The sequence below is a fragment of the Kosakonia sp. S42 genome (genome assembly GCF_016624785.1).
Lineage (GTDB): Bacteria > Pseudomonadota > Gammaproteobacteria > Enterobacterales > Enterobacteriaceae > Kosakonia > Kosakonia cowanii.
Genome location: NZ_JACVTW010000013.1, coordinates 1 through 26,073, shown reverse-complemented (window position 1 = coordinate 26,073; position 26,073 = coordinate 1). Strand labels below are relative to the sequence as shown.

The window sequence follows — 26,073 nt, the reverse complement described above, 5'->3', positions numbered from 1 at the left end:
CGACACTGAAAGAGGCAATCGGTACCCTATGAGTATTTCAATCACAACAAAGCTCAGCTACGGATTTGGTGCATTTGGTAAGGATTTTGCGATCGGCATCGTCTACATGTACTTGATGTATTACTACACCGATATTGTCGGCCTGTCGGTCGGCATGGTCGGCACGCTCTTTCTGGTGGCGCGCATTCTCGACGCGCTGGCCGACCCGATCATGGGCTGGATAGTCGACTGCACCCGCACGCGCTGGGGCAAGTTCAAGCCGTGGATTTTAGTCGGCACGCTGACCAACTCGCTGGTGCTCTATATGCTCTTCAGCGCCCACCACTTTACCGGCACCACCCAGCTGGTGTGGGTGTGGGCGACCTATCTGCTGTGGGGTTTCACCTACACGATTATGGACGTGCCGTTCTGGTCGCTGGTGCCGACCATCACCCTGGACAAGCGCGAGCGCGAACAGCTGGTGCCCTACCCGCGTTTTTTCGCCAGCCTCGCCGGGTTTGTTACCGCAGGGATCGCGCTGCCATTTGTGAACGCCGTTGGCGGAGCGGAGCGCGGGTTTGGCTTCCAGATGCTGACGCTGGTGCTGATCGCCTTTTTTATCCTCTCGACCATCGTCACTCTTCGCAACGTGCATGAGGTCTACTCCTCTGATAAACAGGGCGGCGAACAGAGCGCGCCAATGAACCTGAAAGCGATGCTGCAACTGATTATTAAGAACGATCAGCTCGCCTGCCTGCTGGTGATGGCGCTGGCCTACAACACCGCCGCTAACGTCATCGAAGGCTTTGCGATCTACTACTTCACCTATGTGATTGGCGATGTCGACCTCTTCCCCTACTACATGTCCTATGCGGGCGTCGCGAACCTGCTGATCCTGATGCTCTTCCCGAAGCTGGTGAAACTCTTCTCGCGCCGCGTACTGTGGGCGGGGGCGTCGGTGCTGCCGATTATCAGCGGCGGCGTGCTGCTGTGGATGGCGCTGCTCGGCCAGACCCATGCGTGGGTGATTTTGATGGCGGGCGTGCTGTTCAGCATCGGCAAAGCCTTCTTCTGGGTGTTACAGGTGATTATGGTTGCCGACACCGTCGATTACGGCGAATACAAACTCAATGTGCGCTGCGAGAGCATCGCCTACTCGGTGCAGACGCTGGTGGTGAAAGCGGGCGCGGCCTTTGCGGCCTACTTTATCGCCGTAGTGCTCGGGGTGATTGGGTATGTGCCGAACGTGGCGCAGTCCGCCAGCACCTTAATGGGCATGCAGCTGATTATGCTGGCGCTCCCCGCCTGCTTCTTCGTCATCTCGCTGCTGGTCTACTTCCGTTTCTACAAACTCAATGGCGATATGCTGCGCCGCATTCAAATCCATCTGCTGGATAAGTATCGCCACGTCGGCAATGCCAATGCACCGCAGACGCCGCCGGTAGTGGGCGACCGGGTGCAGGCGTAAGTGCGCGTGATTGCCGGATGGCGGCTAACGCCTTATCCGGCCTACGCACTTATCCGACATACGCCTTCCGTAGGCCCGATAAGCGCAGCGCCATCGGGCAATGCGCCGGATCTTATCCGACCAACGCTCCCGTAGGCCCGGTAAGCGCAGCGCCATCGGGCAATGCACAGGGCCTTATCCGGTCATCACTTCCCTGCGGGTTGTCACTTTTACGCAACAGGTTGTCAGTTGCGCGGGCGCACGCAGCCGCTGCGGTGTGGAAACTAAAACCACACCCTGTGGAGAGCCGAAAATGTTAACGACACCTGCTGAAAAATATCATCCCCATGCCCCGCTGCCGCTTAGCGATCGCCGCTGGCCGGATAACGTCCTGACTCACGCGCCGCGCTGGCTGTCGACGGATTTACGCGACGGCAACCAGGCCCTCGCCGAGCCGATGGACGCGGCACGCAAACTGAAATTCTGGGAGTTACTGCTGGAGTGCGGCTTTAAGGAGATTGAGGTCGCCTTCCCTTCCGCGTCGCAAACGGACTTTAACTTTGTGCGCCAGCTGATCGAGGAGCAGCGCATCCCTGAAGATGTCACCATTCAGGTGTTAACCCAGGCGCGTGAGGATCTGATTCGCCGCACCTTTGAATCCTTGCAGGGCGCGCGCCGCGCGACGGTGCACCTCTATAACGCCACCGCGCCGGTGTTCCGCGAGCAGGTTTTCCGCCAGAGCAAAGAGGAGATTGTCGCGCTGGCGGTCAACGCGGCGCGGCAAATCCGCACGCAGTGCGAAGCCGCACCCGAAACGCAGTGGGTGTTCCAGTATTCACCGGAGACCTTCTGCTTTACCGAAGCGGAGTTCGCGCTGGCGATTTGCGAAGCGGTGGCCGATGTCTGGCAACCGGACGCCACGCGGCCGATGATCATCAACCTGCCAGCCACCGTTGAAGTGAGCATGCCCAATGTCTATGCCGACCAGATTGAGCACTTCTGTCGCCACTTCTCGCGCCGTGAGCAGGTGTGCATCAGCGTGCATACCCATAACGATCGCGGCACCGGCATTGCCAGCGCCGAGCTGGCGCTGCTGGCAGGCGCAGAGCGGGTTGAAGGCTGCCTGTTTGGCAACGGCGAGCGCACCGGCAATGCCGATCTGGTGACGCTGGCGCTCAATCTCTACACCCAGGGCATCGCGCCGGGCCTTGCGTTTAGCCAGATGAAAAAGGTGGTGGAGGTAGTCGAGGAGTGTAATCAGTTGCCGGTTGCGCCACGCCACCCGTACGCTGGTGAGCTGGTCTTTACCGCCTTTTCCGGCTCGCATCAGGACGCGATTAAGAAAGGATTTGCCGCGCGGCAAAACAGCCCGGCGGACGTCTGGCAGGTGCCCTATCTGCCGCTCGACCCGGCGGATATCGGCTGTAGCTACGAAGCAGTTATTCGCGTCAACAGCCAGTCGGGCAAGAGCGGCGCGGCCTGGCTGCTGGAGCAGAACCATGGCCTGACCTTGCCGCGTAAGCTTCAGCAGGCGTTCAGCGGGCATGTGCAGCAGGCGGCGGACAGCGCAGGCAAAGAGATGTCGCAAATGGCGATCTGGAATCTGTTTCGCCAGACCTACGGCCTGGTGGAGCAACCACCGCTGGCGTTGATTGAGTATGTCTGCACCAACCAGCCGGGGCAGCGCACCACTCTGCACGCGGAGATCCGCTGGCATAACGAGACGCTGAAGCTAGATGCAACGGGCAACGGTTTTCTCTCGGCAGCGTTAACCGCACTCTGCCGCAGCCTGCGCGTTGAGATCAATATTGAGAGCTACCACGAACACACGCTTGGCAAGCACAGCGACAGCCGCTCGGTGGCCTATGTCTGCTGCGCCAACGCGCGGGGCGAGCGCGCATGGGGCGTCAGTATCGACAGCGATATCACCCGCGCCTCACTGCAGGCGGTGCTTAACGCCGCGCAGCCCTTTATCACTGGGTAAAGTAGTCACCGGGCGGCACGCCCATCACCCGGCGAAACATGGCGCTAAAGGCGCTGGGGGTGGCATAGCCGCACTCCAGCGCCACCTGTGTCACCGGCTCGCCGTTCGCCAGCCGCGTCAGGGCGATCAGCAACCGCGCGCGGCGCACCCACTCGCTAAACTGCAACCCGGTCTGCTGGTAGAAGTGGCGCGCGAGCGTACGCCCGCTCATGTTTACCTGCCGCGCGGCGTGCTCCAGCGTCCACGCCTGCGTCGGCGTTTGCCGTATCGCGTCACACAGCGGTTTTAAGCGCGCCGACGTCGGCTCCGGCAGGCAAAACGGCAGCGTATTCATCAGCCGGATCTCATCCAGAATCAGCTCATAGATGCGCTCGGTACGGCTGCCGGGCTGGTAACGCTCATCCAGCCGCAGCGCCTCGACCATCAGGGCGCGCAGCAGATCGTTGACGCGCACTACCTGGCATACCATCGGTAAATCGGCCCTCGCCAGCGGCTCGACAAACACCCCGCGCGCCTGCACATCGCCCTCAATAAAGAGCGTGTGCACCACCTGCGCCGGGATCCACACCCCGCGCCCTGGCGGCACGATCCAGATCCCCTGCTCCGTCTCCACGCGGATCACACCGCTCAGGGTGTGGATCAGCTGGTCGCAGGGGTGCGAATGCCACGGCTCATGCTCCCCGTGCCGGTAGTCATGGGCGTAAGGAATCAACGCGCGGTGGGAGAAATCGAGTACAAATGTCTGTTTCACGGCGTGACCGTTGGCGATTGATCAGGAGGCTTTACCATAATCACCGCCGCCCACGCTGTCACCTACTTAACCCGGCAGAGCGGGCAGTTGAGGCAATACTCCACCGGCGTTGAGGCTTTGTAGTAAAAACAGCAGGTGCGGCGAAAACGCACCGCCTCGCCTGCGCCATTGCGCTGCGCCGGGCGGCGAAAACGCTTAAGCGGGTTCCAGTTCAGGCCAAACAGCGCCGGGTCGGCCTCAGCAATCAGCCAGGCGAAATCCGCCTGCTGACGCGCGGCCTGCGCTTCGTTCAGCCCCTCCATGCGCCCTTCATAGAGCGAGTAGACGCGCACCGCGCAGTTCTCCCAGAGGATTTGCGCAGGCAGGCCGCTCACCGCTGAAAGCGCGTGCCAGATCGGGGCGATAAAATCACGAAACAGCCCGCCGACCACCTTTTCGCGCCACGCGTCCCGCGCGCCGGGCGCATAGCCGGTAACGGTAAGCGTCGCGGGGAGTGACGAGGTCCACAAACCGTTGTCATGGGCATACTCCAGGCGGCTGGCGTTAAGGGAGAGATGCAGCCCTTTATCAAACACGCTCATCCCATAGAGCACATTTCCGGTTAGCAGAAAGGAGAGCCGCTTGGTCAGCAGCGACGCGGCGATAGCGCGATCCGGTGCGCCAATCAGCGGCATGATCTTATCGAGCACGTCAGCACAAATGTCGGCGTTAAGCATCTCGCCGCTTATCACGCTGCGCGTATCGGCTTCGTCCAGCGCGCGCAGGCGAAACGCCTTACGCAGGTAGGCCAGTTCGTCAGGGTTGAGCATGGTGATCGCCCGGAAACGGAATGCACATCGGCGTATGGAAAAAGGGATCGTCAATGATGCGACAGCGCAGGTTAAAGACGTGGCTCACCAGGGCTTCAGTCATGATCTGCTGCGGCGCCCCCTCGGCAACGACCTGCCCTTCGCGGATGGCGACCAGGTGATCGGCGTAGCGGCAGGCGAGATTGAGATCGTGCAGCACCATAATGATGGTTTTGCCCTGCCGCCGGTTGAGATCGCGCAGCAGTTCGAGGATCTCTACCTGGTGCGCCAGATCGAGCCAGGTGGTCGGCTCATCGAGCAGCAGCGTGTCGGTGGCCTGCGCTAAAGTCATTGCAATCCACACCCGCTGGCGTTGGCCGCCGGAAAGGGCTTCCACCGGGCGGTGCTGCAACGCCGTGGTCGCGGTTAAGCGCAGCGCCTCATCGACATGACGATCGTCCTCCGTTGACCACTGCCGCAGCCAGTTTTGATAGGGGAAGCGTCCAAGGCTCACCAGCTGGCGCACGGTGATGCCTTCCGGTGCCACCGGCGTTTGCGGCAAAATCGACAGCTTGCGCGCCACTTTTGCGCTGGCGCTGGCGTGAATATCCATTCCGTCGAGAGTGACCGCACCGGATTGCGGCGTGAGCAGGCGCGCCATCGCTTTTAACAGCGTGCTTTTCCCGCAGCCGTTGCTGCCAATCAGCACCGAAACCTTGCCCGTCGGCAGGGTTAAATCGAGCCCGTCGATCACCTGCCGCTGCGCGTAGCTGACGCGCAGTTTTTCCGTTATCAGAGACACAATTTCCCCATTGCTTACGAACGCTGCCTTATCAGCAGCCAAAGAAAGAGCGGCGCACCGGCCAGCGCGACAAAGATCCCGGCGGGCAGATCGGCGGGGCGAAACAGCGTGCGCGCCAGAAGATCGGCGGCCACCACCATACTGCCGCCGCTGCACACCGCGACATACGCCTGGCTGAAGATCCCCTGCGCCACCACCAGGCGGGCAAGATGCGGTGCCACCAGCCCGACAAAGGCCATCGCCCCGACCTGCGCCACCGCGCTGCCGGAGAGCGCCACGCAGGCCAGCAACAGCAGGAGGCGAATGGCATTCACCCGCACGCCCAGCCCGGTTGCCAGCGCATCCTCAAGTTGTAGCGCCTTCAGGTAGCGCAGCAGAACAATCAACAGCGGGATCGCCCACAGGTAGAAGAGAAGCAAGTGCAGCACCTTCGGCCAGCTGGCGGCATAGACGCTGCCGCTCAGCCACACCCACGCAGAAAAGGTGGTGGTCAGCGGGCTGAAGACGAGGATCAGCGTCACCACCGCCCCCGCCAGCGCCGAGACGCCAACCCCGGTCAAAATCATGCGCAGCGGCGTTAACCCGCGCCGCGCGCTCAACAGAAAGATCAGCCCGACGGCGCAGGCCGCGCCGCCCATCGCCGCATACGGCATGCCCGCGCTGCCGTAGCGCAGGCTAAAAAAGGTGAGCCACAGCAGCGCACCAGCACTGGCACCGGCGGTGACGCCAAGGGTGTCCGGCGAGGCGAGCGGGTTGCGCACGAGGGTTTGCAAAATCAACCCGGCAAGCCCCAGCCCGCCGCCCGCCAGCAGCGCCAGCGCCACGCGCGGCAGACGCAGCTCATGCAGAATAAAATGCTCTGCGCTGTTATCTGTCAGCACCAGTAAGCGAAGGGTATTCAGCAGCGGGATCGGCACATCGCCGACGCTCAGTGCAATAAGTACAATCAGCGCGGCGATCAGCGTGCAGCTCATAAGCATCAGCAACTGGCGGCGCGAGTAGAGCCGGGCAAACGCGCCGCAGCGAAAGAGTTGGCTATCCGGCATGCTGCCCCCGGCGCTGCGCCAGCAGAATAAAGAAGGGTGCGCCGAGCAGTGCGGTCATCACGCCGACCGGCACTTCCTGCGGCAGGATCACCACCCGCGCGGCGATATCCGCCGCCAGCAGCAGTAACGCCCCCAGCAGCGCACAGGCGGGAAGCAGGGTGCGCACATCGCTGCCGAAAAGTTGCCGGGCGATGTGCGGCACAATCAGCCCGACAAAGCCGATATTGCCCGCCAGCGCCACCGCGCAGCCCGCCAGCCCGACCACCAGCACGCTCGCCAGCAACCTCACGCGGGCGATGTTCTGCCCCAGCCCGCGGGCAATCTCTTCACCCGCATTGAGTACCCCCATCTGCCCGCCGCAGAGCATAGCGACAATCAGCAGCAGCCCACCCGGCAGCAGCATCGGGTAGAGATGCGCGAGATCGTTGCCCGCAAGGCTCCCTGCCAGCCAGAAGAGCATGGTGTCGAGGCTCTCCTGATCCATCACCAGAATCGCCTGGGTAAACGCGTTGCACAGGGCGGTGATCGCCACGCCCGCCAGCACCAGCCGCAGCGGGTTAAGCTGACCGCTGCTTCTCTGGCTGGCAAACCACACCAGCGACCCGGTGAGGCACGCGCCTGTAAAAGCGAGCAGCAGCGTGATCCACGCCTCGCCAATGCTGAACAGCGCGCCCGCCAGCACAATCAACAGCGCCGCGCCCGCATTGACGCCAAACAGCCCCGGCGAGGCGAGTGGATTACGTGTTAGTGCCTGCATTAACGCCCCCGCCACCGCGAGGAAGGCACCGACGCCCGCCGCCAGCAGCGTGCGCGGTAAACGCGAGGTGTGAATAATCACATCCCGCGCGAGGGTGGCATCCGGCTGCCACAGCGCGCGCGCAATCTCGCCCGGCGTATAAATTTGCGTACCAACCATTACGCTGAGTGCCGCCATCACCAGCAGCAACAGAAAGCAGAGCAGAAAGCGCCCCTTCATGCCCCCTCCCCTCGCAGCGCGGCGTCGACATCATCAAGCATGTGATTGGCGCCAAGAATGCCGCCGGACAAACTCCACGGCACGCTGTCTACCGTCCACAACCGCTGCGCCTTCACCGCCCGCAGCTGTTGCCAGAGCGGATGCGCGGTCAGCGCCTGATAGTGGCGCATAATCGCCGCGCTCTCTGTGCGCAGCAAAATGAAGAAGAGATCGGCATCGAGCAGCGGGATATTCTCGAAGCCGGAGAAGCGCAGCGAGGTGCTGCGCGCCTGTTGCGCGGCGCTGTTCCAGCCAAAACCCAGTTCGCTCATCACCGAGCCGGGGAAACTGGCGGCGACATAGCTGCGAATATGATCGGGGCGCACTTCGATAACCGACACCGTCGGCGGTGCGGCAAAATGCTGCGCAATGCGCCCGCGCAGGGTTGCCACCCGGCGCCGCCACTGGTGCAGCAGCGCGCTGGCGCGCTGTTCAAGGCCAAGCCTGTTACCAACCACGCTGAGCGTTTTTTTAAACTCAAACACATCATCGAGCAGCGCCACCGGGGCGATTTTTGCCATCAGCGGCGCGACATCCTGGTGGCGAAAACGCGAGGCGAAGATGATATCGGGCTTCAGCAGCACCATCTTTTCCAGTTGCGGCTGCGTCTCCAGCCCGAGCTGCGGCACGTTTAAGAAGCGCGGGCGCAGGTAGCGGTAGACCGGCTTTTCCGCCCAGGACTCCACCATGCCGCAGGGCGTCACGCCGAGCGCGGCCAGGCTGTCCGTCGCCCCCTGAAAGAGTGAGATGGCGCGCGGCAAGGCGGGCGGCGCAGCAAACAGGCCGCGGGCGATGCCATAAAGCAGCATCGCTTGCAGGCCGCGCCGTCGGGAAAGTGAGATATTCAGGCTATTCATCCGTTACGTTGCCGCTCCCGCGAGGGGAGCGGTGACCATCAGAAGTTAAGGCTGTAACCGAGTGTGGCCGTGCGGCCTCGCCCGGCGAAGTAGCGATCCGGATCGACCGAGGCGCTTTGCGAATAGTAGGTGACATACTGCTTGTTAAGCAGGTTAGAGATGCCAAGGCTCAGCTGGCCGTAAGGCAGCTTGTAGCCCACCGCCGCATCGACAATCGCATAGCCGGAGAAATCCTTCTCTTCGTCGTCGAACTTCTTACTCAGCGCCCAGTTAGCCTGCAAGAAGGTGCTCAGTTCGGTGTTCCAGTTCGCCGACCAGCTGGCGATGATGCGATCCGGGGCGATATTAAGCCCGTCGAGTTTGGCATCAAGGCTGCCGTTATCATCGCTGTCGTAGCGGCCGCGCATATGCGACCACGCAAGGTTCAGCTTGTGGTCAGCGTTCGGCGCGTAGCCCGCGCTCACTTCAACGCCATCGATCTCGGTCTTTTCACGTCGCGCGACAAAGGCGTCGTTTTGCAACTCGACGCGGCTGCCCAGCTTGGAGGTGGATTTGTAGTAGCTGGCCTCAAAATCGAACGGTGCCTGCTGGACGCGGAAGCCCACTTCGCTGTTTTTGGTAATGATTGGTTGCAGGCTGTTGTAATCACTCAGCTTCACCCCCGGTGTGTCGATGCCGCGCAGCACGCGACCGACATCCGGCACGGTAAAGCCTTCGCTGTAGCTGGCAAACAGGCTCAGCGGGGTGACTGGCGTCCAGACAACCCCGGCGTTGTAGAGGGTTTCATCAAACGATGGTGTGCCCCCTTCGACCGTGACGCGATCGTTGGCCCACACCGTCTGGTAGCTGTCGATCTTCAGGCGTGCATATTCGTAGCGGATGCCGCCGCTCAGTTTGACCGACTCCACCGGCGCGTACTCCAGTTGCAGGAAAGGCGAGAGATCGGTGTAGTTGATCTCCGGCACGTATGTGCGCCCGGTGCTCCACAGATCCTGTTTCGAGTTATCAAACAGCGTGTCGAAGCCCACCGTCGCCTTAATGCGATCGTCCCAGATATCATCTTTCGTCAGGGCGATTTTGCTGCCGTACTTATCGGTGTAAGCGCGGCTCTGATCATAGAGCGTGCCAATTGGCGCAATCTGCGGATCCTGGAAGGAGGAGGAGTTGGTGGCACCGAACAGCGCTTCGTAGCGCTGATAGTAGGCCAGCGCGGTCAGCTTCATCCCGGCGAGATTGTAGTTGTCGTAGGTGGTGCCCACGGTCCAGACATCGTTATGCGGCGCGGTGCCTTCCGGCGTGCCTTTGCGTGAGGTGGTCAACCTGCCCGCGTCGCGATCGCCGGTGACGCTGACATAGTTATCTTTATTTTTTAGCCGGTAGCGGTTAAGGCTCAACTGCACGCGCTGGTCGTTATCGAGCCAGTAACCCACTTTCGCCAGCAGATCCCACGCGCGGGAGTCCATCAAATCACCCTGGGTGTTATCGACGCCAATGGCGTGATTATTCGCATCTTTGAACAACCCCTGATCCTCATAGCTGAGGGCAAAGAGGTAGTCGAGATACTCCTCGCTGCCATTGATGCTGTAGTTGGTTTTGTAGGCCAGCGTATCGTGATTAAGTTCAGAGGTCGGCGTGGTGGTTTCGATGCTGAAGTGCTGGTTGGCGGTGCCCGGTTTCGCCCGTTTGGTGATGATGTTAATCACCCCGCCGGTCGCGCCCACGCCGTTACTGGTGTTGGCCCCTTTGATCACCTCAATGCGCTCAATCATCGAGGCATCGACGGTGTGCATTTCACGCCCGGTCGGGCGCAGCGGGTTGGATTGCGGAATACCGTCAATCATCACCAGCGGCGTACGCCCGCGCAGCGTCTCACCGCTGCCGGACATCTTCTGCCGCGACGGCGAAAACGACGGCAGCAGGTTGCTTAAGATCTGCGAGGTATCGGAGGTGAGCTGGCGCTGTTGGGCAATCTCCTTTTCAGTGATCACTTTGATCACCTGCGGGGAGTCATTGCGCGAGCCGTCGGTACGCGTAGCCGTTACAACCACGTCTTCTTCACTGCTTGTCGCATCCTGCGCATAAAGCGGCGACGCGATGACCAGAGTAAGCGCGCCGTATAAAGGGGAAAATCGCATGCAAACAACCCTCAATGTAATATCTCGCCGCACCGGCGAAGATCATCCGTAACAACATCAAATAAGAACAATAAGAAACAATTTGAGACCGATTATCATTATCAATAACTCAATGTAAAGTGAATATTCCCGTCTCGAAACTTATAACTATGCAGAATGCGTTATGGCGCACAACGCTGCTAACAAACCGCCGTTTCACATTATTTTGTCTACCCTTTATCAGGCACGTTCTGTGGCTTGAGTCGTGGTCACTTCCCGATCCCCCGTTCACTAAGGAAGACCAATGCAAACTACCTCCGGACCATCGCGGGTCGCCATTGCGCTCTATGAACTGTTAAACCCCCTGCCGCTCGGCTTTTTCACCGCCGCGTGGATCTTCGATATTCTCTATCTCAAATCTTTTCAAATTATGTGGACCGACGCAGCAAGCTGGCTTATCGCCATCGGGCTGGTGCTGGCGATTGTGCCGCGGCTAATCAACCTGGTGCAGGTGTGGTTCACCCAACGCCCGCTGGCGACGGCGGCGGTAAAAATCCACTTCTGGCTCTGGCTGCTGGCCATTGTGCTGGCGATTTTTAACGCCTTTGTCCACAGCCGCGACGCCTACGCCGTGGTGCCGCTGGGAGTGATCCTCTCCACCGCCGTGGTGGCGCTGCTGCTGATTGCTAACGTCCAGCTTGCCCTTCGTACCCGCAAAGGAGTGATCGCATGAGAATCCACCGCAAAACACTCCTCGCCTTTACGCTCACCGCCCTGCTGGCCGGCTGCGATCAGGGCGCCAGCCTCGATCCGGCTAAACAAGTGGGGCCAAACCCTGAACTGCCGAAAGCGCAAAACTTCCTGATGCCGCCGATGCAGGTGCCGGAAGGGGTGGCGTGGAAAGAGGGTGAGATGCCAAAAGTGGCGCAGGGGCTGAAGATTGAGAAAGTTGCCGATGGGCTGCAACACCCGCGCCAGGTCTATGTGCTGCCAAATAACGACGTGCTGGTGGCGGAAGCTAACGGCCCGGCCAAGCCAACCACGCGTCCGAAACAGCTGATTATGGGCATCGTGCAAAAAGCCTCCGGCAAAGGTGGCCCCGGCGGCAATCGCATTACCCTGCTGCGCAATGTCGACGGCAAATGGCAGAAGCACACCTTTATTGAAAACCTGCACTCGCCGTTCGGTATCCAGCTGATTGGCAACACCCTGTGGGTGGCGAATGCTGATAGCCTGGTGAAATTCCCCTATCAGGAGGGGCAAACCACCATCACCGCGCCGGGCGAAGTGGTAACGGAACTGCCGGGCGGGCCGATTAACCACCACTGGACCAAATCCCTGCTCGCCAGCCCTGATGGCAGCAAGCTCTATGTCGGCGTTGGCTCCAACAGCAACATTACTGAGAACGGTATCGGCGCGGAATACCGCCGTGCGGCGGTGCTGGAGGTGGATGCCGCAACCGGAGCGAGCCGCATTTTCGCCAGCGGCCTGCGTAACCCGACTGGGTTGCAGTGGGAACCGGAAAGCGGCGTGCTGTGGGCGATCGTCAACGAACGTGATGAGATTGGCTCCGATCTGGTGCCGGATTACATGACTTCGGTGCAGGATAAAGGCTTCTACGGCTGGCCCTATAGCTACTTCGGTCAGCATGTGGATGAGCGCGTCCAGCCGCCGCGCCCGGATCTGGTGAAGCAGGCGATTAAGCCTGACTATGCGCTCAGCTCCCACGTCGCCCCGCTCGGCCTGCTCTTCTACACCGGCGAGAATATGCCGCAATACCGCGGCGGCGCGTTTGTCAGCGAGCACGGCAGCTGGAACCGCAAGCCGCTCAACGGTTACCAGGTGGTGTGGGTGAAGTTTGAAAACGGCAAACCGGTCGGGCAACCGCAGCCGGTGGTGAGCGGTTTTCTTACCGATGACGAGAAGCAGGTACGCGGTCTGCCGGTCGGCCTGGCGATGGATAAGCAGGGCGGCGTCCTGATTGCCGACGATGCGGGCAACACCATCTGGCGGGTCAGCGCGCGCTAACCTTGTGGCTGCCTGCCGCCTCGCTTATAACATAGCCTCAACATTTTTAAGGAGAGGCGAATGGAGAGCAGGTTGCAGGCAGCGATTGCGCTGCGAAAAGCGGGTGAGCATGAGCAGAGCCGCGAGGCGTTAAAGGCCCTTGCCGATGAACCGGCGCTGCGCGCGCAGGCGTTGCTCAATATCGCCTGGTCGTTTGATAACCAGGGCCATGAGCGCGATGCCGAAGGGTATTACCTGGCGGCGATTGAGGCTGGCCTTAGCGATGAGGATGAGTTTGAAGCGCGCTTTGGCCTTGCCTCAACCTGGCGCTGTCTGGGGAAATACTCGCAGGCGAAAGCGCAATTTGAGGAGATTATCGCCCGCTGGCCGCAGGCAAGCGAAGTGCCGCCCTTCTATGCCCTCTGCCTGCATAACCTGGGCGAGCACGACGCCGCGCTTGCCGTGCTGCTGGAGTCTATTGTGCGAAATGCCGATACCCGCACGGCACCCTACGCAGAGGTGCTGCGCAACTACGCACAGAACCCGCATCAGCGCTGGTGATCGCGCAGCGGCGGCTTACGCTCAGCTTAAACCGTCGATAATCACCTGTTTCATCCCCTGCGAGCAGGGCTCGACCCGCCCGCGCACGCCGTACACCTCCGCCAGCGTGTGTGGGGTGATCACCTCACCCGGATCGCCGTCGGCCACCAGTTGACCCTTCTTCAGGATCAGCACATGGTCGCCGTGGCGCAACGCGATATTGATATCGTGAACCACCACTACGGTAACGATATTGCGGCGCTGGGTTTCGCGCTTCACCAGATCCATTACGTGGAACTGATAATTAAGATCCAGCGCGCTGAGCGGCTCATCGAGCAGCAGCAAAGCGGGCTGGCGGATCAGCGACTGCGCCAGACCGACCAGCTGTTTCTGCCCGCCGGAGAGCTGATCGAGATAGTGCAGCGCCAGGTGCTCAATGCCCAGTTGGCGCAAAAGTGTCATCACCTGCGCCTGCTGTTCGGCGCTGTGCAGGCCGCCGGACGCGCGCTGCGCGACGATAATCGACTCCAGCACATGCAGATGCACGCCCGCTGGCAGCGACTGCGGCAGGTAAACCACCTGCTCGGCACGTCTGGCAAAGGGCTGCGTCAGCAGATCCTCGCCATCAAGGCGCAGTTCACCCTGGGCTCTGTTCAGCCCGGCCATGGCGCGCAGCAGCGTCGATTTACCGCTGCCGTTCGGCCCGAGCAGGATCGTCACTTTGCCGCGCGGCAGATGGTCAATCGCCAGATCCTGAATAATCGGCTGTTTGTGGTAGCCCGCGCTGAAGCCGCGCAGGGATAAACCGGACTGCGGGCTCATACACTCCCCCGGTGGCGCACAATAATGGTGATAAAGAACGGCACGCCGACCAGCGAGGTGACGATGCCGACCGGGATGATGACGCCATCAATCAGGTTTTTAGAGACAATCGACGCCAGTGACAGCACCAGAGCGCCGATCAGCGCACTGCCCGGAAGATAGAAGCGGTGATCCTCGCCAAACAGTATGCGGGCAATGTGCGGTGCTACGAGGCCGATAAAGCCAATCGGCCCGACGAATGCCACCGACAGCGCCGACAAAATACTGATGCGCAGCAGCGTTGTCAGCCGCAGGCGGCGCACGTTGATACCAAAGCTGATGGCGCGATCTTCGCCTAACCGCAGGGAAGTGAGCTTCCAGGAGCTGAGCATCGACAGCGGCATAATCACCGCCAGCGCCAGCAGCAGAATGCCGAGCTTCTCCCACGAGGCGCGGGCAATGCTGCCCATCGTCCAGAAGACCAGCCCCTGCAAGGTGTCCTCATTGGCGATAAATTGCAGCATCGACACCAGCGCGTTAAAGGTAAAGACCAGCGCAATACCAAACAGCACCACGCCGGAGGTCGCCACCTGTGTCCAGCGGGTAATGCCATCGAGCAGCAGCGCCGCCAGCAGCGCGAAGATAAAGGCGTTAGCCGAGATAAACCACTGGGCGGGGATGCCGGGAATGCCGATGCCAAGCACAATCGCCAGCGCCGCGCCAAAAGCCGCCGCCGACGAAACGCCGAGGGTAAACGGGCTGGCGAGCGGGTTATTGAGGATGGTCTGCATCTCAGCCCCCGCCAGCCCCAGCGTTAAGCCGACGACAATCGCCATCAGCGCATAGGGCATGCGGATATCCCAGACAATCACCCGTGTTCCGGCATCGACGCTCTGCGGATGCAGCAGCGTTTGCCCCAGCACATCCAGCGACAGGCCAGAGGGGCCGAGGGTAAAATCGAGCAGCATCGAGGCGATAATCAACCCCACCAGCAGTGCCAGCAGGCCGACGCGACGACGAATTATCGCGCGGTAGTTATCCATCAACGCGCCCGCGTCAAGAGTGGTACTCATTCTGGTTATTTGCCCTGCTGCCAGCTGTAAACAAAGCCGTCATCCGGCAATTTGGTGAAGTTTTTGATGATGTGATGATAAGTCGCATCCGGGTTGAGATCGGCAAACGCCTGCGGGTAGATATCCTTCGCCAGATACTCCATGCCCACGATGTTATACGGGTGGTTGTAGAAGTGGTGATAGACACCATACACGTGCTTCTGCGCCACCGCCGGGATCTGGTTGATGCCGGTGCGGCTCAGCAGCACCTGCGCCTGCTTGTTCACCTCGTCCGGCGAGGCATTCAGGCCGAGCGGCAGCACCTGGCCGTTGCCGCGTTTGGAGCCGGTCATGATGTAGACATCCGGGTTGACGCTGATGAGCTTCTCAAGGGAGATAAAACCGGTGGCGCCCGGCAGCAGCTCGGAGCCGAGGTTGGTTGCGCCTACCGCTTCAACCAGCCCACCCCAGCCGCTGTGCCCGTGGGTAAAGCAGCAGCTGTCGGCTCTGCCCGCCAGCGCTTCGACAAACACCTTCGGCTTCGGCGTAATGGCGGCGGTTTTCTGCGTGATCGCCTGCTGATGCTGGCGGTAGTAGGTGGTGTAAGCTTCAGCATTGCTTTCGCGGTTAAGCACTTTGCCCAGCAGATCGACGCTTGGCGCGGTATCTTTCGCCGGGTTCACATTGTAATCGACAAACACCACCGGGATTTTCAGTGCCGTCAGCTTGTCGAGCACGCCGCTGTCCGTCAGCGATGGTTTCGCGCGCAGCTGGGCAATCATCAGGTCCGGCTGCTTTGCCAGCACGCTTTCGAGTTCAACATTCCCTTTATCGCTAAAGCCCATATCGAGAATGTTGGCCGCTTCCGGCCAGCGGGTTTTCAGCATCTTCCAGCTTTCGATATCCTGCTTTTTCGCCAGGTTGTTCCACGCCACCAGCCGCTTAAACGGGTTATCGCGATCGAGCAGCGCGAGGGTCATGATGTCGCGGCCATCCTGCAAAATCACGCGCTGCGGCTCGTGATCCAGCGTCACTTTTCGACCGCTAAAATCGGTCACCGTAAGGGGATATTGCGTGGCCTGCGCGAGAACGGGCAGCGTGAGCAGCGCGCCGAGAAGCAGCGTAGTGCGGATTTTTCCATGCATAGAAAAAGGTGTCCTGATGGTAATGAGAATTTTATACTTTTGATAATTATTATCATGTTTAGCTCAACAAAACCTATACGGTTTCAACAAATACACCCCTTTCTTAACATCCTGATTCTCTTTCTCTTTTTCTGACATATTTTCTTACGGGTTTATACGCGGCAATGCTTTACCCTCATGCTTTGCTTTTGCCGGACCCGCTGCCATGAAATACACCCTCTTCCTGCTGTTGATGTTTATTGCCACCGCCCGCGCCGACGATGCGGTGAGGCTGAACTGCCCGACGCGCGGCGCGCTGACCATCTCCTTTTTTGATTACAGCCTGACGACCATGAAGTGGGGCGACCATTTTCAAATCGCGGCGGGCAAAGAGAAGGCGCATACCAAAGCGGGCGTGCCCTTCTGGAGCACCACCTTTCGCAACGGCGACAGCCTGGCGTTCTTCCCGGATTCGAATCAGTATTATCTCTTTTATGCGGGGGATGAAGATCCGGAGCAGTGCAGCGAAGTGGGCAGCTTTGTTTACCCGGCGATCACCCCACCGCGGTATGAAAAAGGGCAGGATGACACCGCCACGCAGGCGCAGGCCAACAGAAGAGAGAGTGAAGTGGTTTTGCAGCATCCGTTTGCGTGATGCAGCGGTTTGATATTGCCGGATGGCGCTGGCGCTTATCCGGCCTACGGGTGCGGAGCCGCTGAAACCCCATTGCCGGATGGCGGCTGCGCCTTATCCGGCCTACGGGTGAGGATGCACTGAAACGGCGTAGGCCGGATAAGCGTTTACGCGCCATCCGGCAACGTTTTATGCACTACACAAAAAGATCCGTGGCCTTCGTTACCACGCCGCTGTCGAGCACCCAACCGCTGATAAGCGCGGCGGGGGTGACATCAAACGCCGGGTTGTACACCTGCGCATCTTCCGGCGCCCACTGCACCGCGCCAAAACTCCCCGCCACACCGGTCACTTCCGTGGCGGCGCGCTGCTCAATCGGGATCGCCTCGCCGTTCGGGCAATGGGGATCGAGAGTGGTTTGCGGCGCGGCGACATAAAACGGCACGTTGTGGAACGTCGCCAGCACCGCCAGCGAATAGGTGCCAATCTTGTTCGCCACATCGCCATTGGCGGCAATCCTGTCCGCGCCGACCCACACCGCATCCACCTCACCTTTCGCCATCAGGCTGGCGGCCATCGAATCGGTAATCAATTGATACGGCACGCCCAGCTCGCCCAGCTCCCAGGCGGTAAGCCGCCCGCCCTGCAACAGCGGGCGCGTCTCGTCCACCCACACATTGCTGATATTGCCCTGCTGATGCGCCAGCGCAATCACGCCGAGCGCCGTGCCAACGCCCGCCGTCGCCAGCCCGCCGGTGTTGCAGTGGGTCAAAATGCGGCTGCCGGGTGTAATCAGCGCAGCACCCGCCTGGGCGATGTTGTCGCAGAGCTGTTTATCCTCTTCCACCAGCCGCAGCGCTTCCGTCATCAGCGCATCGGCACAGTTCTCCTGCGCCAGCGCCTGCTTCACGCGGTCGAGATTGTTCATCAGATTCACCGCCGTCGGGCGCGCTGCGCGCAGGGTTTCCAGCGCCTGCGCCAGCTGTTCACGGCTCTCACCGCGCGCGGCCAGCAGCGCCAGCAGCAGGCTGGCAGAGAGGCCAATCAGCGGCGCACCGCGCACGCGCAGCGCGTGAATATGGCCGACAAGGTCATCTACCGAATCGGCGGCGAGCCAGCGTTTCTCCTGCGGTAACGCCTGTTGGTCGAGAATAAATAAACGATTTTCGGCGATGCGCAGGCTGGTGGTCTGTAATGACGGCATATCGTTAAATCCCTGTTGCGTTAATGTGGCGTATTGTGTCAGGATGCAAAGCGGATGTATAGACGTCTAAATGGCTTAAATCGCAAAAAGAGGATCGAGGCAATGTCGCAATACCATACCTTTTCCGCCCGTGATGCCGTGGCATATGCACAACAATTTGGCGGCCTTCGCGATCCCTCCGAACTGGTTGACGCGCAGGAAGTGGGCGACGGTAACCTCAATCTGGTATTCAAAATTTTCGACCGCAATGGCACAAGCCGTGTCATCGTCAAACAGGCGCTGCCCTATGTGCGCTGCGTCGGTGAATCCTGGCCGCTAACGCTCGATCGCGCGCGTCTCGAAGCGCAAACGCTGGTCGAACACTACAAGCACTGCCCGCAGCACACGGTCAATATTCTTCATTTCGACCCGGAGCTGGCGGTGATGGTGATGGAAGATCTCTCCGATCACCACATCTGGCGCGGCGAACTGATTCGTAATGTCTATTATCCGCAGGCAGCGACGCAGTTAGGTGAATACCTGGCGCAGACGCTGTTTCACACCAGCGATTTTTACCTCCACCCGCACGTGAAAAAAGCGCAGGTGGCGAAATTTATTAACCCGGCGATGTGCGAGATCACCGAAGATCTCTTCTTCAACGATCCCTACCAGATCCACGAGCGCAATAACTACCCGGCCGAGCTGGAAGCGGACGTCGCCGCCCTGCGCGATGACGCGCAGCTGAAATTAGCCGTCGCCTCGCTCAAGCACCGCTTCTTCTCTCACGCTGAAGCCTTGCTGCACGGCGATATTCACAGCGGCTCTATTTTTGTTGCCGACGGTAGCCTGAAGGCGATTGACGCCGAGTTCGGCTATTTCGGCCCGGTTGGCTTTGATATCGGTACCGCCATCGGCAACCTGCTGCTCAACTACTGTGGTCTGCCGGGCCATCTCGGTATTCGCGATGCGGCGGCGGCGCGCGAGCAGCGGCTGATCGATATTCAGACCCTGTGGGCAACCTTTGCCGAGCGCTTCCAGGCGTTAGCAACCGAGAAAACGCAGGACGCGGCGCTGGCGCAGCCGGGCTACGCCTCGGCATTTCTGAAAAAAGTGTGGACCGATGCGATTGGTTTTTGCGGCACTGAGCTTATCCGCCGCAGCGTTGGGCTGTCGCACGTGGCGGATATCGACACCATCAAAGATGAGGAGATGCGCCACGCCTGCCTGCGCCATGCCCTCTCCCTTGGCAAAGCGCTGATTGTGATTGCCGATCGCATTGATAGCGTCGATGAGTTAATTGCCCGCGTGCGGCAATATTCGTAATCCCGATAACGAAGCGCCCCTCCGGCGCTTCGCTCACCCCAGATACTCAATAATCGACAAGCCGCCGTTGTAGTCGGTGCTGTAGATGATCCCCTGCGCATCAACAAACACATCGCAGGACTGGATCACGCGCGGGCGACCGGGGCGGGTATCCATCATTTTTTCCGGTGCCGCTGGCACCAGCGCGCCGGTCTCCACCGGGCGATAGGGGTTGGAGATATCGTAGGCGCGCACGCCGGCATTCTGGTAGGTGGCGAAAATCAGCGTTGAGCTGATAAAGCTGCCGGGGCGATTCTCATGCAGGTTGTGCGGCCCGAAGTGCGCCCCTTTCGCCACATAATCGATCTCATCCGGCTGCGGGAAGGTGGCGATGCTGACCGGGTTAGCGGGCTCGCGAATATCGAACAGCCAGATCAGCTTCTCGCCATCCTCCTGATTGTCGAGTACCGCTTCATCCAGCACCACCAGCAGATCGCGATCCGGCAGCGGCAGCGCGGTATGGGTGCCGCCGCCAAACGGCGGGCTCCAGTTGCGGTGGCTGATAAGCTTCGGTTGGGTGCGATCTTTCACATCCAGCAGCGTCAGGCCGCCGTCGCGCCAGCTGCCGTAAGCGGTATCACCGGCAATAATCGCGTGGTGCAGCGCGTAGCGTTTGCCCTCTTCCCAGCCCGGCGTTTCGCCTGCGGCCTGGTTCATGCCCGGCAGCCACCAACGCCCGGCCACCTCAGGTTTGCGCGGGTCTTTGAGATCGATGGTCAGGAAGATGTAGTCGGTAAAGCCGTCGATCAGCGCCGAGACATAAGCCCAGCGCCCGCCGACGTACCAGATGCGGTGAATGCCGATACCCTCAAGCGAGAGAAAGCTGATTTCGCGCGGCTTGTCCGGGGTGGAGATATCGAAAATGCGCAGCCCGGCGCTCCAGCCTTTATCCTGCACATCGCTTACGGTCTCGCCAACCGAGCGGGTGTAGTAAACCTTTTCATCGGCAAAGCGGGCATCGGCAAAGAGATCGCGGGCGTTGATCACCAGCAGCAGATCGTCGTGAGCTTGCAGATGCACATTCCAGGTGCCGGGCGGTGCGGCGATATAGCCTGCGGGTTTCGGGTTATTCGGGTCGCGGACATCCACAATTGAGAAGCCCTGCGACACCATATGGCCGATATAGGCAAAGCCGCGGTGCACCATCAGCTGGACACCGTCCGGGCGACCGCCCTGGTCGCTGTGGCCAATCAAGCGCATATTGCGGCTGTAGTCCGGGCGTGGAAGTTCAGTTGCCATGATATATCCTTGTTAAAGGCCGGTGCGATTGCTTGTTGCGATACGCCCTTGTAGGCCGGATAAGCGAAGCGCCATCCGGCAATCAATGCCGCACCAGCGCACCGCCGGATGGCGGCGTTGCCTTATCCGGCCTACGGGTTCGCAGCGATTGCTTATTGCAATACGCCCTTGTAGGCCGGATAAGCGTCAGCGCCATCCGGCAATCAATGCAGCACCGGCCTACAAAATCGGCTCGTGTTGCAAACTATTTATTCTTCGCTTCCAGCGTCGCAAACCACGGCGCAATAAAGTCCTGCGTCTGGCCCCAGCCCGGAATGATTTTGCCGAGCGACGCCACATTCACCGCGCCAGGCTGGCTGGCGAGCAGTGCCTGCGGAATGGCGGCAGCTTTAAAATCGTAGGTCGCAGGCGTCGGTTCACCGGCAATCTTATTGGCGATCAGGCGCACGTTGGTGGCACCAATCAGCTTCGGATCCACCGCTACGCTCACCTTCCACGGGCTGCCCGCTTCGCGCATCAGTTGCAGATCCTGGTTCGAGACATCAATGCTATAGAGCTTGATCTCGGTGCGGCCATTCTCTTTCAGCGCTTTATAGGCCCCCTGGCTAAAGGCATCCCAGGTGCCCCAGATGGCATCAATCTGCCCTTTCGGGTATTTCGCCAGCACCGCGCCCACTTTATTAGCCGTGTCGCCCTGCACATCGGAAGAAACAGCACCAATCGACTCCAGCTCTTTAATCCCCGGGTTCGCTTTCAGCAGCTCGGCATAGGCCGCCTGGCGGCGCTCCATCGGCGGGAAACCGGCGACCCACAGTTTGATAATGTTGGCTTTGCCGTTGAAATCTTTCACCAGCTCGCCGAAGGAGAGTTTGGTCAGCGAGGCGTCATCCTGCTGCGTCACGGTAACGCCGGGAATTTCGCCCTTAACGGCGGTATCAAACACCGCCACTTTGATCCCGGCAGCGACCGCTTTTTTGATCAGATCCGTCGAGTAGGGATCGCGCCCCTGCGAGAGAATAATGCCGTCATACTTCTGGCTGATCGCCTGGTTAACGAAGTCCTGGAATTTGGCGTCATCGCCGTTGCTTAAAAAGGTGCTGATTTTAAAGCCAAGTTTTTTACCCTGCTGCAAAGCACCGGCGACAAACTGGGTGGTGTTGTCATCAGAGCCGAGGTTGCGGATCAGCGCAATGCGCACCGGGCCGTTATGGTTGGCGATGGCCTCCGGGACCGGCGCAGGCGTGGCGGCGTGGCCCGGCAGCGCATTCAGTAATCCCAGCGCCAGCAGTGAAAGTGCAATTTTTTTCATCTCTGTTTCCCCTGAAAGTTAACGACGCTGGAAGTAAGTCAACGCAAGAGCACCGGCCAGCACCAGCCCCTTAATAATGTCCATCGCGTAATAGGGCACCGACAGCATCACCAGCCCGTTAGAGAGCACGCCGAGAATAACCGCCCCGACCAGCGTGCCGAGCGCGTTCGGTTTTCCCGAGCCCGCCAGCGAGAAGCCGATCCACGCCGCGGCAACCGCATCCATCAAATACCCGCCGCCCGCATTCACCTGCGAGGAGCCGATGCGCGAGGCGAGCAGAATCCCGCCAAGCCCGGCCAGCAGCGAGGCAATCACATACGCCGCCACTTTGTAGCGCGTGGTGCGAATGCCGGAGAGGCGCGCCGCTTCCGGGTTGCCGCCAATGGCGTACATCCGGCGGCCGTGGGTGGTCAGTGAGAGGCCAAGCTGCGCCACCACGGTGACCACCAGCATAATGATGACAATGGTCGGCACCTGGCCGAGCATCGAAAACGCTGCCGGAATGGTCCCTTCCGCCATATCGCCGCTCGGCAGCACCATGTTTTCGGTAATCGATCCGCCATAGCTGTAGGTCATCGCCACACCCTGAATAACAAACAGGCTGCCGAGCGTCGCCAGCATGTCGGGAATGCGCAGCACGACGATGAGAAAAGCGTTAAACAGGCCGACCAGCGTACAGAGCGCCAGCGTCACGAGGATCGCCTCCGTCGTATCGAAGCCGTGCCAGACAAAGAGTGAGATCACCAGCGCGTTGGCCAATGAGGCGGTGGAACCGACGGAGAGATCAAACCCGCCAATGGTCAGCGAGATCGAGACGCCAACGGCAATCACCGTGACGATAGCGATCGAGCGCAGGATATTGATGATGTTATTGGGATCGAGGAAGTTGTCCGAGGCGATGCCAAAAATGGCTACCAGCGCCACCACGGTGAGCAACATGCCCCACTTATAAAGAAAATCGAAAAATTGCTGCCGCGGGGATGCCGCCGCACTGACTGAAAGGGCCTTACTCACGGGCCGTTCCTCCGGTGGAATAGTAAAGGAGTGTCTCTTCGCGGGCATCCTCGCCCTGCACTTCTGCCACAATGCGCCCATCCCACAGCACACAAATCCGGTCGCACAAACCCACCAGCTCGGCGAATTCACCCGACGCGTAAATCACGCCTTTGCCCTCGCGCGCCAGCCCGTCGATCAGCTGGAAGAGGTCGGTTTTCGCCTTCACATCGACGCCTTTGGTCGGCTCGTCAAAAATCACCACGTTCGCCTGGCCGCGCAGCCACTTGCCAATCGCCACCTTCTGCTGATTGCCGCCGGAGAGACGGCGCAGCATCTGGCCTGGGCCAGTGGCGCGCACGCCGACGCGGGCAATCACCTCTTGCGCCCAGCGCCACGCCTGGTGATGGGCAAAGATCCCCCAGCGCGAAAAGGTGCGATCGGCGCTGACGGCGAGGTTCATGCTGATCGGTTCATCGATAAAGATCCCCTCTTTGCGCCGCTCTTCCGGCACCAGCGCCATACCGCGCGTCACCGAATCGGCCGGATCGCGCGGGCGCCACGGCTGATGGTTCAGTTCACCGCGCGTAACGCGGCTTTTGCTCGCGCCAAACAGGGCTTTACACAGCTCGGTTTTGCCCGCGCCTGCCAGGCCAGCGATGCCAAGGATTTCGCCTTTACGCAGCCGCAGCGAGATATCTTTCAGCAGCCCTTCGTCGTGCAGGCCATCAATGCTGAGCAGCAGTTCGTCGCTGTGCGGCGGCCGCGCGGGCGGGTAGATATCGCTCAGTTCATGACCAAGCATCTTCTCAACAATCTCGTCGCCGCTGAGCGCCGTCATCGGCCCGGACTCCACCAGCCTGCCGTCGCGCAGCACCGTCAGGGTGTCGCAAATCGCCTTCACCTCATGAATGCGATGGGAGATAAACACCACGCCGATCCCCTGCTGTTGCAGGCGTCTGACCACCGTAAACAGGCGCTCGCTCTCGTGCTGATCGAGCGGCGCGGTTGGCTCGTCGAGGATCAAAAAGCGGCAGTGATGGGACAGCGCCCGAGCCAGTAAGATGTGCTGTTTTTCCGCCAGCGTGCAGCTGTCGATGGCGCGGGTGACGTCAAACGCTACATCGAGCTGTGCCAGCGCGTCGCGCGCCTGGCGGCGGATCTCACTCCAGCGAAAGCGGTGCCCGCCCTCTGCCAGCTTATCCAGCATGATGTTCTCGGCGATGCTTAGCCCCGGCACCAGCGCAACGTCTACCTCCTGCTGCACCAGGTGAATGCCAAGCTGTTTCGCATCGCGCGGGGAGCGGATCGGCACCACCTGATGGTTAATGGCGATCTCCCCTTCGTAATGGTCATAAGTGCCGCACAGCACCGCCATCAGGGTCGATTTGCCTGCGCCATTTGCGCCGGTTAAGGCATGGACTGAACCGCCCCGCAAGGTGAAGTCGACATTCGACAGTGCGTTGAAGCCGCCAAAGGCGAGGCGCATGCCACGCATTTCGAGGAGGTTGCTTCCCATAGCGCGTGAATACCTGCGATTAATAGATTGATTTAGCGAATTTTTCACAGCCTCGCTTGACTGGCAACGACAGAAAAGGCATAAGTTAAAGCGAAATAATATTAGCCATCCGGATGTCCAGACATAACATCGGGTTAGCGATCACCTTTAAGGACACCTCATATGAGCAGCACCGATATCCGCGTTGTACCCGGCCCCGCCAACTACTACTCCCACGCAGGCAGCCTTGCGCGGCTGGAGGATTTTTACTCTGCCGAACAGCTTTCCCGCGCGGTGTGGATCTACGGTGAGCGCGCCTTTGCCGCCGCAAAACCGTTTCTGCCACAAGTATTTAACGCGCCTGGCGCCACAAATCTGCTGTTTAAAGGCCACTGTAGCGAGCATGATGTGACAGAGCTGGTTCAGCAGGCGGGCACGGATCGCAGCGTGGTAATCGGCGTTGGCGGCGGCGCACTGCTGGATACGGCAAAAGCGGTCGCGCGCCGTCTCGGCTTGCCGGTGGTGGCGATCCCGACCATTGCCGCTACCTGCGCGGCGTGGACGCCGCTGTCGGTCTGGTATAACGACGCCGGTCAGGCGCTCCATTTTGAGATCTTTGATGACGCTAACTTTCTGGTGCTGGTCGAGCCGCAAATTATCCTTGATGCCCCGGTGGAGTACCTGCTGGCAGGCATCGGCGATACGCTGGCGAAGTGGTATGAAGCGGTCGTGCTGGCACCGCAGCCGGAAAACTTACCCCTGACGGTGCGTCTTGGCATTAACAACGCACTGGCGATCCGCGATGTGTTGCTGGAGAGCAGTGAAGCGGCGCTGGCCGATCAACAGCGCGGGGAAGTAACGCAGGCGTTTCGCGATGTGGTGGATGCGATTATCGCTGGTGGCGGCATGGTCGGCGGGCTTGGCGAGCGCTATACCCGCGTGGCGGCAGCGCATGCGGTGCATAACGGACTGACGGTGCTGCCGCAAACGGAGAAGTTCCTGCACGGCACGAAAGTCGCCTACGGCATTCTGGTGCAGAGCGCCCTGCTCGGCCAGGACGACGTGCTGGCGCAGCTTGTGGCTGCCTATCAGCGTTTCAACCTGCCGACTACGCTTGCGGAGCTGGAGGTGGATATTCATAACCGCGCCGAGCTGGATAAGGTGATCGCCCATACCCTGCGCCCGGTGGAGTCGATCCATGCGCTGCCGGTGGCAGTCACCGCCGACAAACTCTATGCGGCGTTTGAGAAGGTGGAGACCTTCGCGCGGTAAATTACAAAAACGCGCCAATCACCCAGTCCGGATAAGCGGTAGGCGTCATCCGGCATTATCACCGATTGCCGGATGGCGGCGATGCCTTATCCGGCCTACCAAAACGAAGCCCGCTGGAACGGCGTAGGCCGGATAAGCGCCAGCGCCATCCGGCAATGTGCATGGCATGTTGGATTGGTGGAATTATTCCGTTCACTACGGGTTCTGGAGTTCCATTAATCTCATGTGCGGTGAACGGGACAAGGGAAGCGGCCGCGCTCCCCTTGTCAATCCCCG

Annotated in this window: 23 protein-coding genes; 8 read left to right on the top strand and 15 right to left on the bottom strand. The window is 60.3% G+C overall.

What is annotated here, in order from left to right; translation table 11 throughout:
* Nucleotides 1-28 precede the first annotated feature (28 nt).
* Both melB and leuA read left to right on the top strand, forming a co-directional pair.
* A complete protein-coding gene (gene melB, locus IAE50_RS15520; protein ID WP_200580665.1) occupies nucleotides 29-1,447 on the top strand; it encodes a melibiose:sodium transporter MelB in 1,419 nt (472 codons plus the stop codon).
* Between the two features lie 292 nt (nucleotides 1,448-1,739).
* A complete protein-coding gene (gene leuA / locus IAE50_RS15515) occupies nucleotides 1,740-3,410 on the top strand; it encodes a 2-isopropylmalate synthase (protein WP_200580664.1) in 1,671 nt (556 codons plus the stop codon).
* On the opposite strand, the gene IAE50_RS15510 is transcribed toward leuA, so the two are convergent.
* From IAE50_RS15510 to IAE50_RS15480, 7 genes are all read right to left on the bottom strand, one after another.
* The gene (locus IAE50_RS15510; RefSeq protein WP_200580663.1) at nucleotides 3,400-4,161 is read right to left on the bottom strand and encodes a helix-turn-helix domain-containing protein; all 762 of its coding nucleotides are present in this window, start codon (nucleotides 4,159-4,161) and stop codon (nucleotides 3,400-3,402) included. The genes leuA and IAE50_RS15510 overlap by 11 nt on opposite strands.
* 62 nt (nucleotides 4,162-4,223) lie before the next feature.
* Nucleotides 4,224-4,970: an IucA/IucC family C-terminal-domain containing protein gene (locus tag IAE50_RS15505; RefSeq protein ID WP_200580662.1), complete on the bottom strand. Its 747-nt coding sequence runs from the start codon at nucleotides 4,968-4,970 to the stop codon at nucleotides 4,224-4,226.
* Complete coding sequence (locus IAE50_RS15500; protein WP_200580690.1) at nucleotides 4,957-5,754, bottom strand: ABC transporter ATP-binding protein; 798 nt, start codon at nucleotides 5,752-5,754, stop codon at nucleotides 4,957-4,959. Before IAE50_RS15500 ends, IAE50_RS15505 begins: the two co-directional genes overlap by 14 nt.
* Nucleotides 5,755-5,765: 11 nt before the next feature.
* Entirely contained in the window at nucleotides 5,766-6,797 is a 1,032-nt protein-coding gene (locus tag IAE50_RS15495; RefSeq protein WP_200580661.1) for an iron ABC transporter permease, read from the bottom strand.
* On the bottom strand, nucleotides 6,787-7,773 hold the full coding sequence (locus IAE50_RS15490) for an iron ABC transporter permease (protein WP_200135129.1): 987 nt from the start codon (nucleotides 7,771-7,773) through the stop codon (nucleotides 6,787-6,789). The genes IAE50_RS15495 and IAE50_RS15490 overlap by 11 nt, the downstream gene beginning before the upstream one ends.
* The gene (locus IAE50_RS15485) at nucleotides 7,770-8,669 is read right to left on the bottom strand and encodes an iron-siderophore ABC transporter substrate-binding protein (RefSeq protein WP_200580660.1); all 900 of its coding nucleotides are present in this window, start codon (nucleotides 8,667-8,669) and stop codon (nucleotides 7,770-7,772) included. Before IAE50_RS15485 ends, IAE50_RS15490 begins: the two co-directional genes overlap by 4 nt.
* 38 nt (nucleotides 8,670-8,707) lie before the next feature.
* Nucleotides 8,708-10,804, bottom strand: coding sequence for a TonB-dependent receptor (locus IAE50_RS15480; RefSeq protein ID WP_200580659.1), 2,097 nt, complete (start codon nucleotides 10,802-10,804; stop codon nucleotides 8,708-8,710).
* A 283-nt stretch (nucleotides 10,805-11,087) separates the two neighbouring features.
* Between IAE50_RS15480 and IAE50_RS15475 the strand changes: the two genes are divergently transcribed.
* From IAE50_RS15475 to IAE50_RS15465, 3 genes are read left to right on the top strand one after another with little or no spacing between them, the layout of a single operon-like run.
* The gene (locus IAE50_RS15475) at nucleotides 11,088-11,516 is read left to right on the top strand and encodes a DUF2231 domain-containing protein (protein WP_023479947.1); all 429 of its coding nucleotides are present in this window, start codon (nucleotides 11,088-11,090) and stop codon (nucleotides 11,514-11,516) included.
* Nucleotides 11,513-12,811: a sorbosone dehydrogenase family protein gene (locus IAE50_RS15470; protein ID WP_200580658.1), complete on the top strand. Its 1,299-nt coding sequence runs from the start codon at nucleotides 11,513-11,515 to the stop codon at nucleotides 12,809-12,811. Before IAE50_RS15475 ends, IAE50_RS15470 begins: the two co-directional genes overlap by 4 nt.
* Nucleotides 12,812-12,871: 60 nt before the next feature.
* The gene (locus IAE50_RS15465; RefSeq protein WP_200580657.1) at nucleotides 12,872-13,351 is read left to right on the top strand and encodes a tol-pal system YbgF family protein; all 480 of its coding nucleotides are present in this window, start codon (nucleotides 12,872-12,874) and stop codon (nucleotides 13,349-13,351) included.
* 21 nt (nucleotides 13,352-13,372) lie between these two features.
* Here the strand turns inward: IAE50_RS15465 and IAE50_RS15460 are convergent, their stop codons facing one another.
* From IAE50_RS15460 to IAE50_RS15450, 3 genes are read right to left on the bottom strand one after another with little or no spacing between them, the layout of a single operon-like run.
* Complete coding sequence (locus IAE50_RS15460; RefSeq protein WP_200580656.1) at nucleotides 13,373-14,152, bottom strand: ABC transporter ATP-binding protein; 780 nt, start codon at nucleotides 14,150-14,152, stop codon at nucleotides 13,373-13,375.
* Nucleotides 14,149-15,177, bottom strand: a complete 1,029-nt coding sequence (locus tag IAE50_RS15455) for an iron ABC transporter permease (protein ID WP_200580689.1) — start codon at nucleotides 15,175-15,177, stop codon at nucleotides 14,149-14,151. Before IAE50_RS15455 ends, IAE50_RS15460 begins: the two co-directional genes overlap by 4 nt.
* A gap of 32 nt (nucleotides 15,178-15,209) precedes the next feature.
* On the bottom strand, nucleotides 15,210-16,328 hold the full coding sequence (locus IAE50_RS15450) for an ABC transporter substrate-binding protein (protein WP_200580655.1): 1,119 nt from the start codon (nucleotides 16,326-16,328) through the stop codon (nucleotides 15,210-15,212).
* Between the two features lie 205 nt (nucleotides 16,329-16,533).
* On the opposite strand from IAE50_RS15450, the gene IAE50_RS15445 reads away from it, so the two are divergent.
* A complete protein-coding gene (locus tag IAE50_RS15445) occupies nucleotides 16,534-16,962 on the top strand; it encodes a hypothetical protein (RefSeq protein ID WP_200580654.1) in 429 nt (142 codons plus the stop codon).
* 175 nt (nucleotides 16,963-17,137) lie between these two features.
* Here IAE50_RS15445 and mtnA read toward each other — a convergent pair whose 3' ends face one another.
* The gene (mtnA, locus tag IAE50_RS15440) at nucleotides 17,138-18,145 is read right to left on the bottom strand and encodes an S-methyl-5-thioribose-1-phosphate isomerase (protein WP_094420524.1); all 1,008 of its coding nucleotides are present in this window, start codon (nucleotides 18,143-18,145) and stop codon (nucleotides 17,138-17,140) included.
* Nucleotides 18,146-18,247: 102 nt separating this feature from the next.
* Between mtnA and mtnK the strand changes: the two genes are divergently transcribed.
* On the top strand, nucleotides 18,248-19,447 hold the full coding sequence (gene mtnK, locus IAE50_RS15435; RefSeq protein ID WP_094420525.1) for an S-methyl-5-thioribose kinase: 1,200 nt from the start codon (nucleotides 18,248-18,250) through the stop codon (nucleotides 19,445-19,447).
* Between the two features lie 33 nt (nucleotides 19,448-19,480).
* On the opposite strand, the gene IAE50_RS15430 is transcribed toward mtnK, so the two are convergent.
* The 4 genes from IAE50_RS15430 to IAE50_RS15415 form a co-directional block, all read right to left on the bottom strand.
* The gene (locus tag IAE50_RS15430; protein ID WP_200580653.1) at nucleotides 19,481-20,725 is read right to left on the bottom strand and encodes an LVIVD repeat-containing protein; all 1,245 of its coding nucleotides are present in this window, start codon (nucleotides 20,723-20,725) and stop codon (nucleotides 19,481-19,483) included.
* Nucleotides 20,726-20,969: 244 nt separating this feature from the next.
* On the bottom strand, nucleotides 20,970-22,034 hold the full coding sequence (locus tag IAE50_RS15425; protein ID WP_023479928.1) for a sugar ABC transporter substrate-binding protein: 1,065 nt from the start codon (nucleotides 22,032-22,034) through the stop codon (nucleotides 20,970-20,972).
* Nucleotides 22,035-22,052: 18 nt separating this feature from the next.
* Nucleotides 22,053-23,048 carry an ABC transporter permease gene (locus IAE50_RS15420; protein ID WP_094420528.1) on the bottom strand — a complete coding sequence of 332 codons (996 nt, stop codon included), beginning with the start codon at nucleotides 23,046-23,048 and terminating at the stop codon, nucleotides 22,053-22,055.
* Nucleotides 23,041-24,546: a sugar ABC transporter ATP-binding protein gene (locus IAE50_RS15415; RefSeq protein ID WP_200580652.1), complete on the bottom strand. Its 1,506-nt coding sequence runs from the start codon at nucleotides 24,544-24,546 to the stop codon at nucleotides 23,041-23,043. The genes IAE50_RS15420 and IAE50_RS15415 overlap by 8 nt, the downstream gene beginning before the upstream one ends.
* A 162-nt stretch (nucleotides 24,547-24,708) precedes the next feature.
* Between IAE50_RS15415 and IAE50_RS15410 the strand changes: the two genes are divergently transcribed.
* Entirely contained in the window at nucleotides 24,709-25,797 is a 1,089-nt protein-coding gene (locus tag IAE50_RS15410) for an oxidoreductase (RefSeq protein WP_200580651.1), read from the top strand.
* The last annotated feature ends 276 nt before the right edge of the window (nucleotides 25,798-26,073 follow it).

Coding starts and splice junctions, on each gene's coding strand:
- melB (WP_200580665.1), top strand. CDS start 29: ATGAGTATTTCAATCACAACAAAGCTCAGCTACGGATTTGGTGCATTT.
- leuA (WP_200580664.1), top strand. CDS start 1,740: ATGTTAACGACACCTGCTGAAAAATATCATCCCCATGCCCCGCTGCCG.
- IAE50_RS15505 (WP_200580662.1), bottom strand. CDS start 4,970: ATGCTCAACCCTGACGAACTGGCCTACCTGCGTAAGGCGTTTCGCCTG.
- IAE50_RS15495 (WP_200580661.1), bottom strand. CDS start 6,797: ATGCCGGATAGCCAACTCTTTCGCTGCGGCGCGTTTGCCCGGCTCTAC.
- IAE50_RS15490 (WP_200135129.1), bottom strand. CDS start 7,773: ATGAAGGGGCGCTTTCTGCTCTGCTTTCTGTTGCTGCTGGTGATGGCG.
- IAE50_RS15485 (WP_200580660.1), bottom strand. CDS start 8,669: ATGAATAGCCTGAATATCTCACTTTCCCGACGGCGCGGCCTGCAAGCG.
- IAE50_RS15480 (WP_200580659.1), bottom strand. CDS start 10,804: ATGCGATTTTCCCCTTTATACGGCGCGCTTACTCTGGTCATCGCGTCG.
- IAE50_RS15475 (WP_023479947.1), top strand. CDS start 11,088: ATGCAAACTACCTCCGGACCATCGCGGGTCGCCATTGCGCTCTATGAA.
- IAE50_RS15470 (WP_200580658.1), top strand. CDS start 11,513: ATGAGAATCCACCGCAAAACACTCCTCGCCTTTACGCTCACCGCCCTG.
- IAE50_RS15465 (WP_200580657.1), top strand. CDS start 12,872: ATGGAGAGCAGGTTGCAGGCAGCGATTGCGCTGCGAAAAGCGGGTGAG.
- IAE50_RS15460 (WP_200580656.1), bottom strand. CDS start 14,152: ATGAGCCCGCAGTCCGGTTTATCCCTGCGCGGCTTCAGCGCGGGCTAC.
- IAE50_RS15450 (WP_200580655.1), bottom strand. CDS start 16,328: ATGCATGGAAAAATCCGCACTACGCTGCTTCTCGGCGCGCTGCTCACG.
- IAE50_RS15445 (WP_200580654.1), top strand. CDS start 16,534: ATGAAATACACCCTCTTCCTGCTGTTGATGTTTATTGCCACCGCCCGC.
- mtnA (WP_094420524.1), bottom strand. CDS start 18,145: ATGCCGTCATTACAGACCACCAGCCTGCGCATCGCCGAAAATCGTTTA.
- mtnK (WP_094420525.1), top strand. CDS start 18,248: ATGTCGCAATACCATACCTTTTCCGCCCGTGATGCCGTGGCATATGCA.
- IAE50_RS15430 (WP_200580653.1), bottom strand. CDS start 20,725: ATGGCAACTGAACTTCCACGCCCGGACTACAGCCGCAATATGCGCTTG.
- IAE50_RS15425 (WP_023479928.1), bottom strand. CDS start 22,034: ATGAAAAAAATTGCACTTTCACTGCTGGCGCTGGGATTACTGAATGCG.
- IAE50_RS15415 (WP_200580652.1), bottom strand. CDS start 24,546: ATGGGAAGCAACCTCCTCGAAATGCGTGGCATGCGCCTCGCCTTTGGC.
- IAE50_RS15410 (WP_200580651.1), top strand. CDS start 24,709: ATGAGCAGCACCGATATCCGCGTTGTACCCGGCCCCGCCAACTACTAC.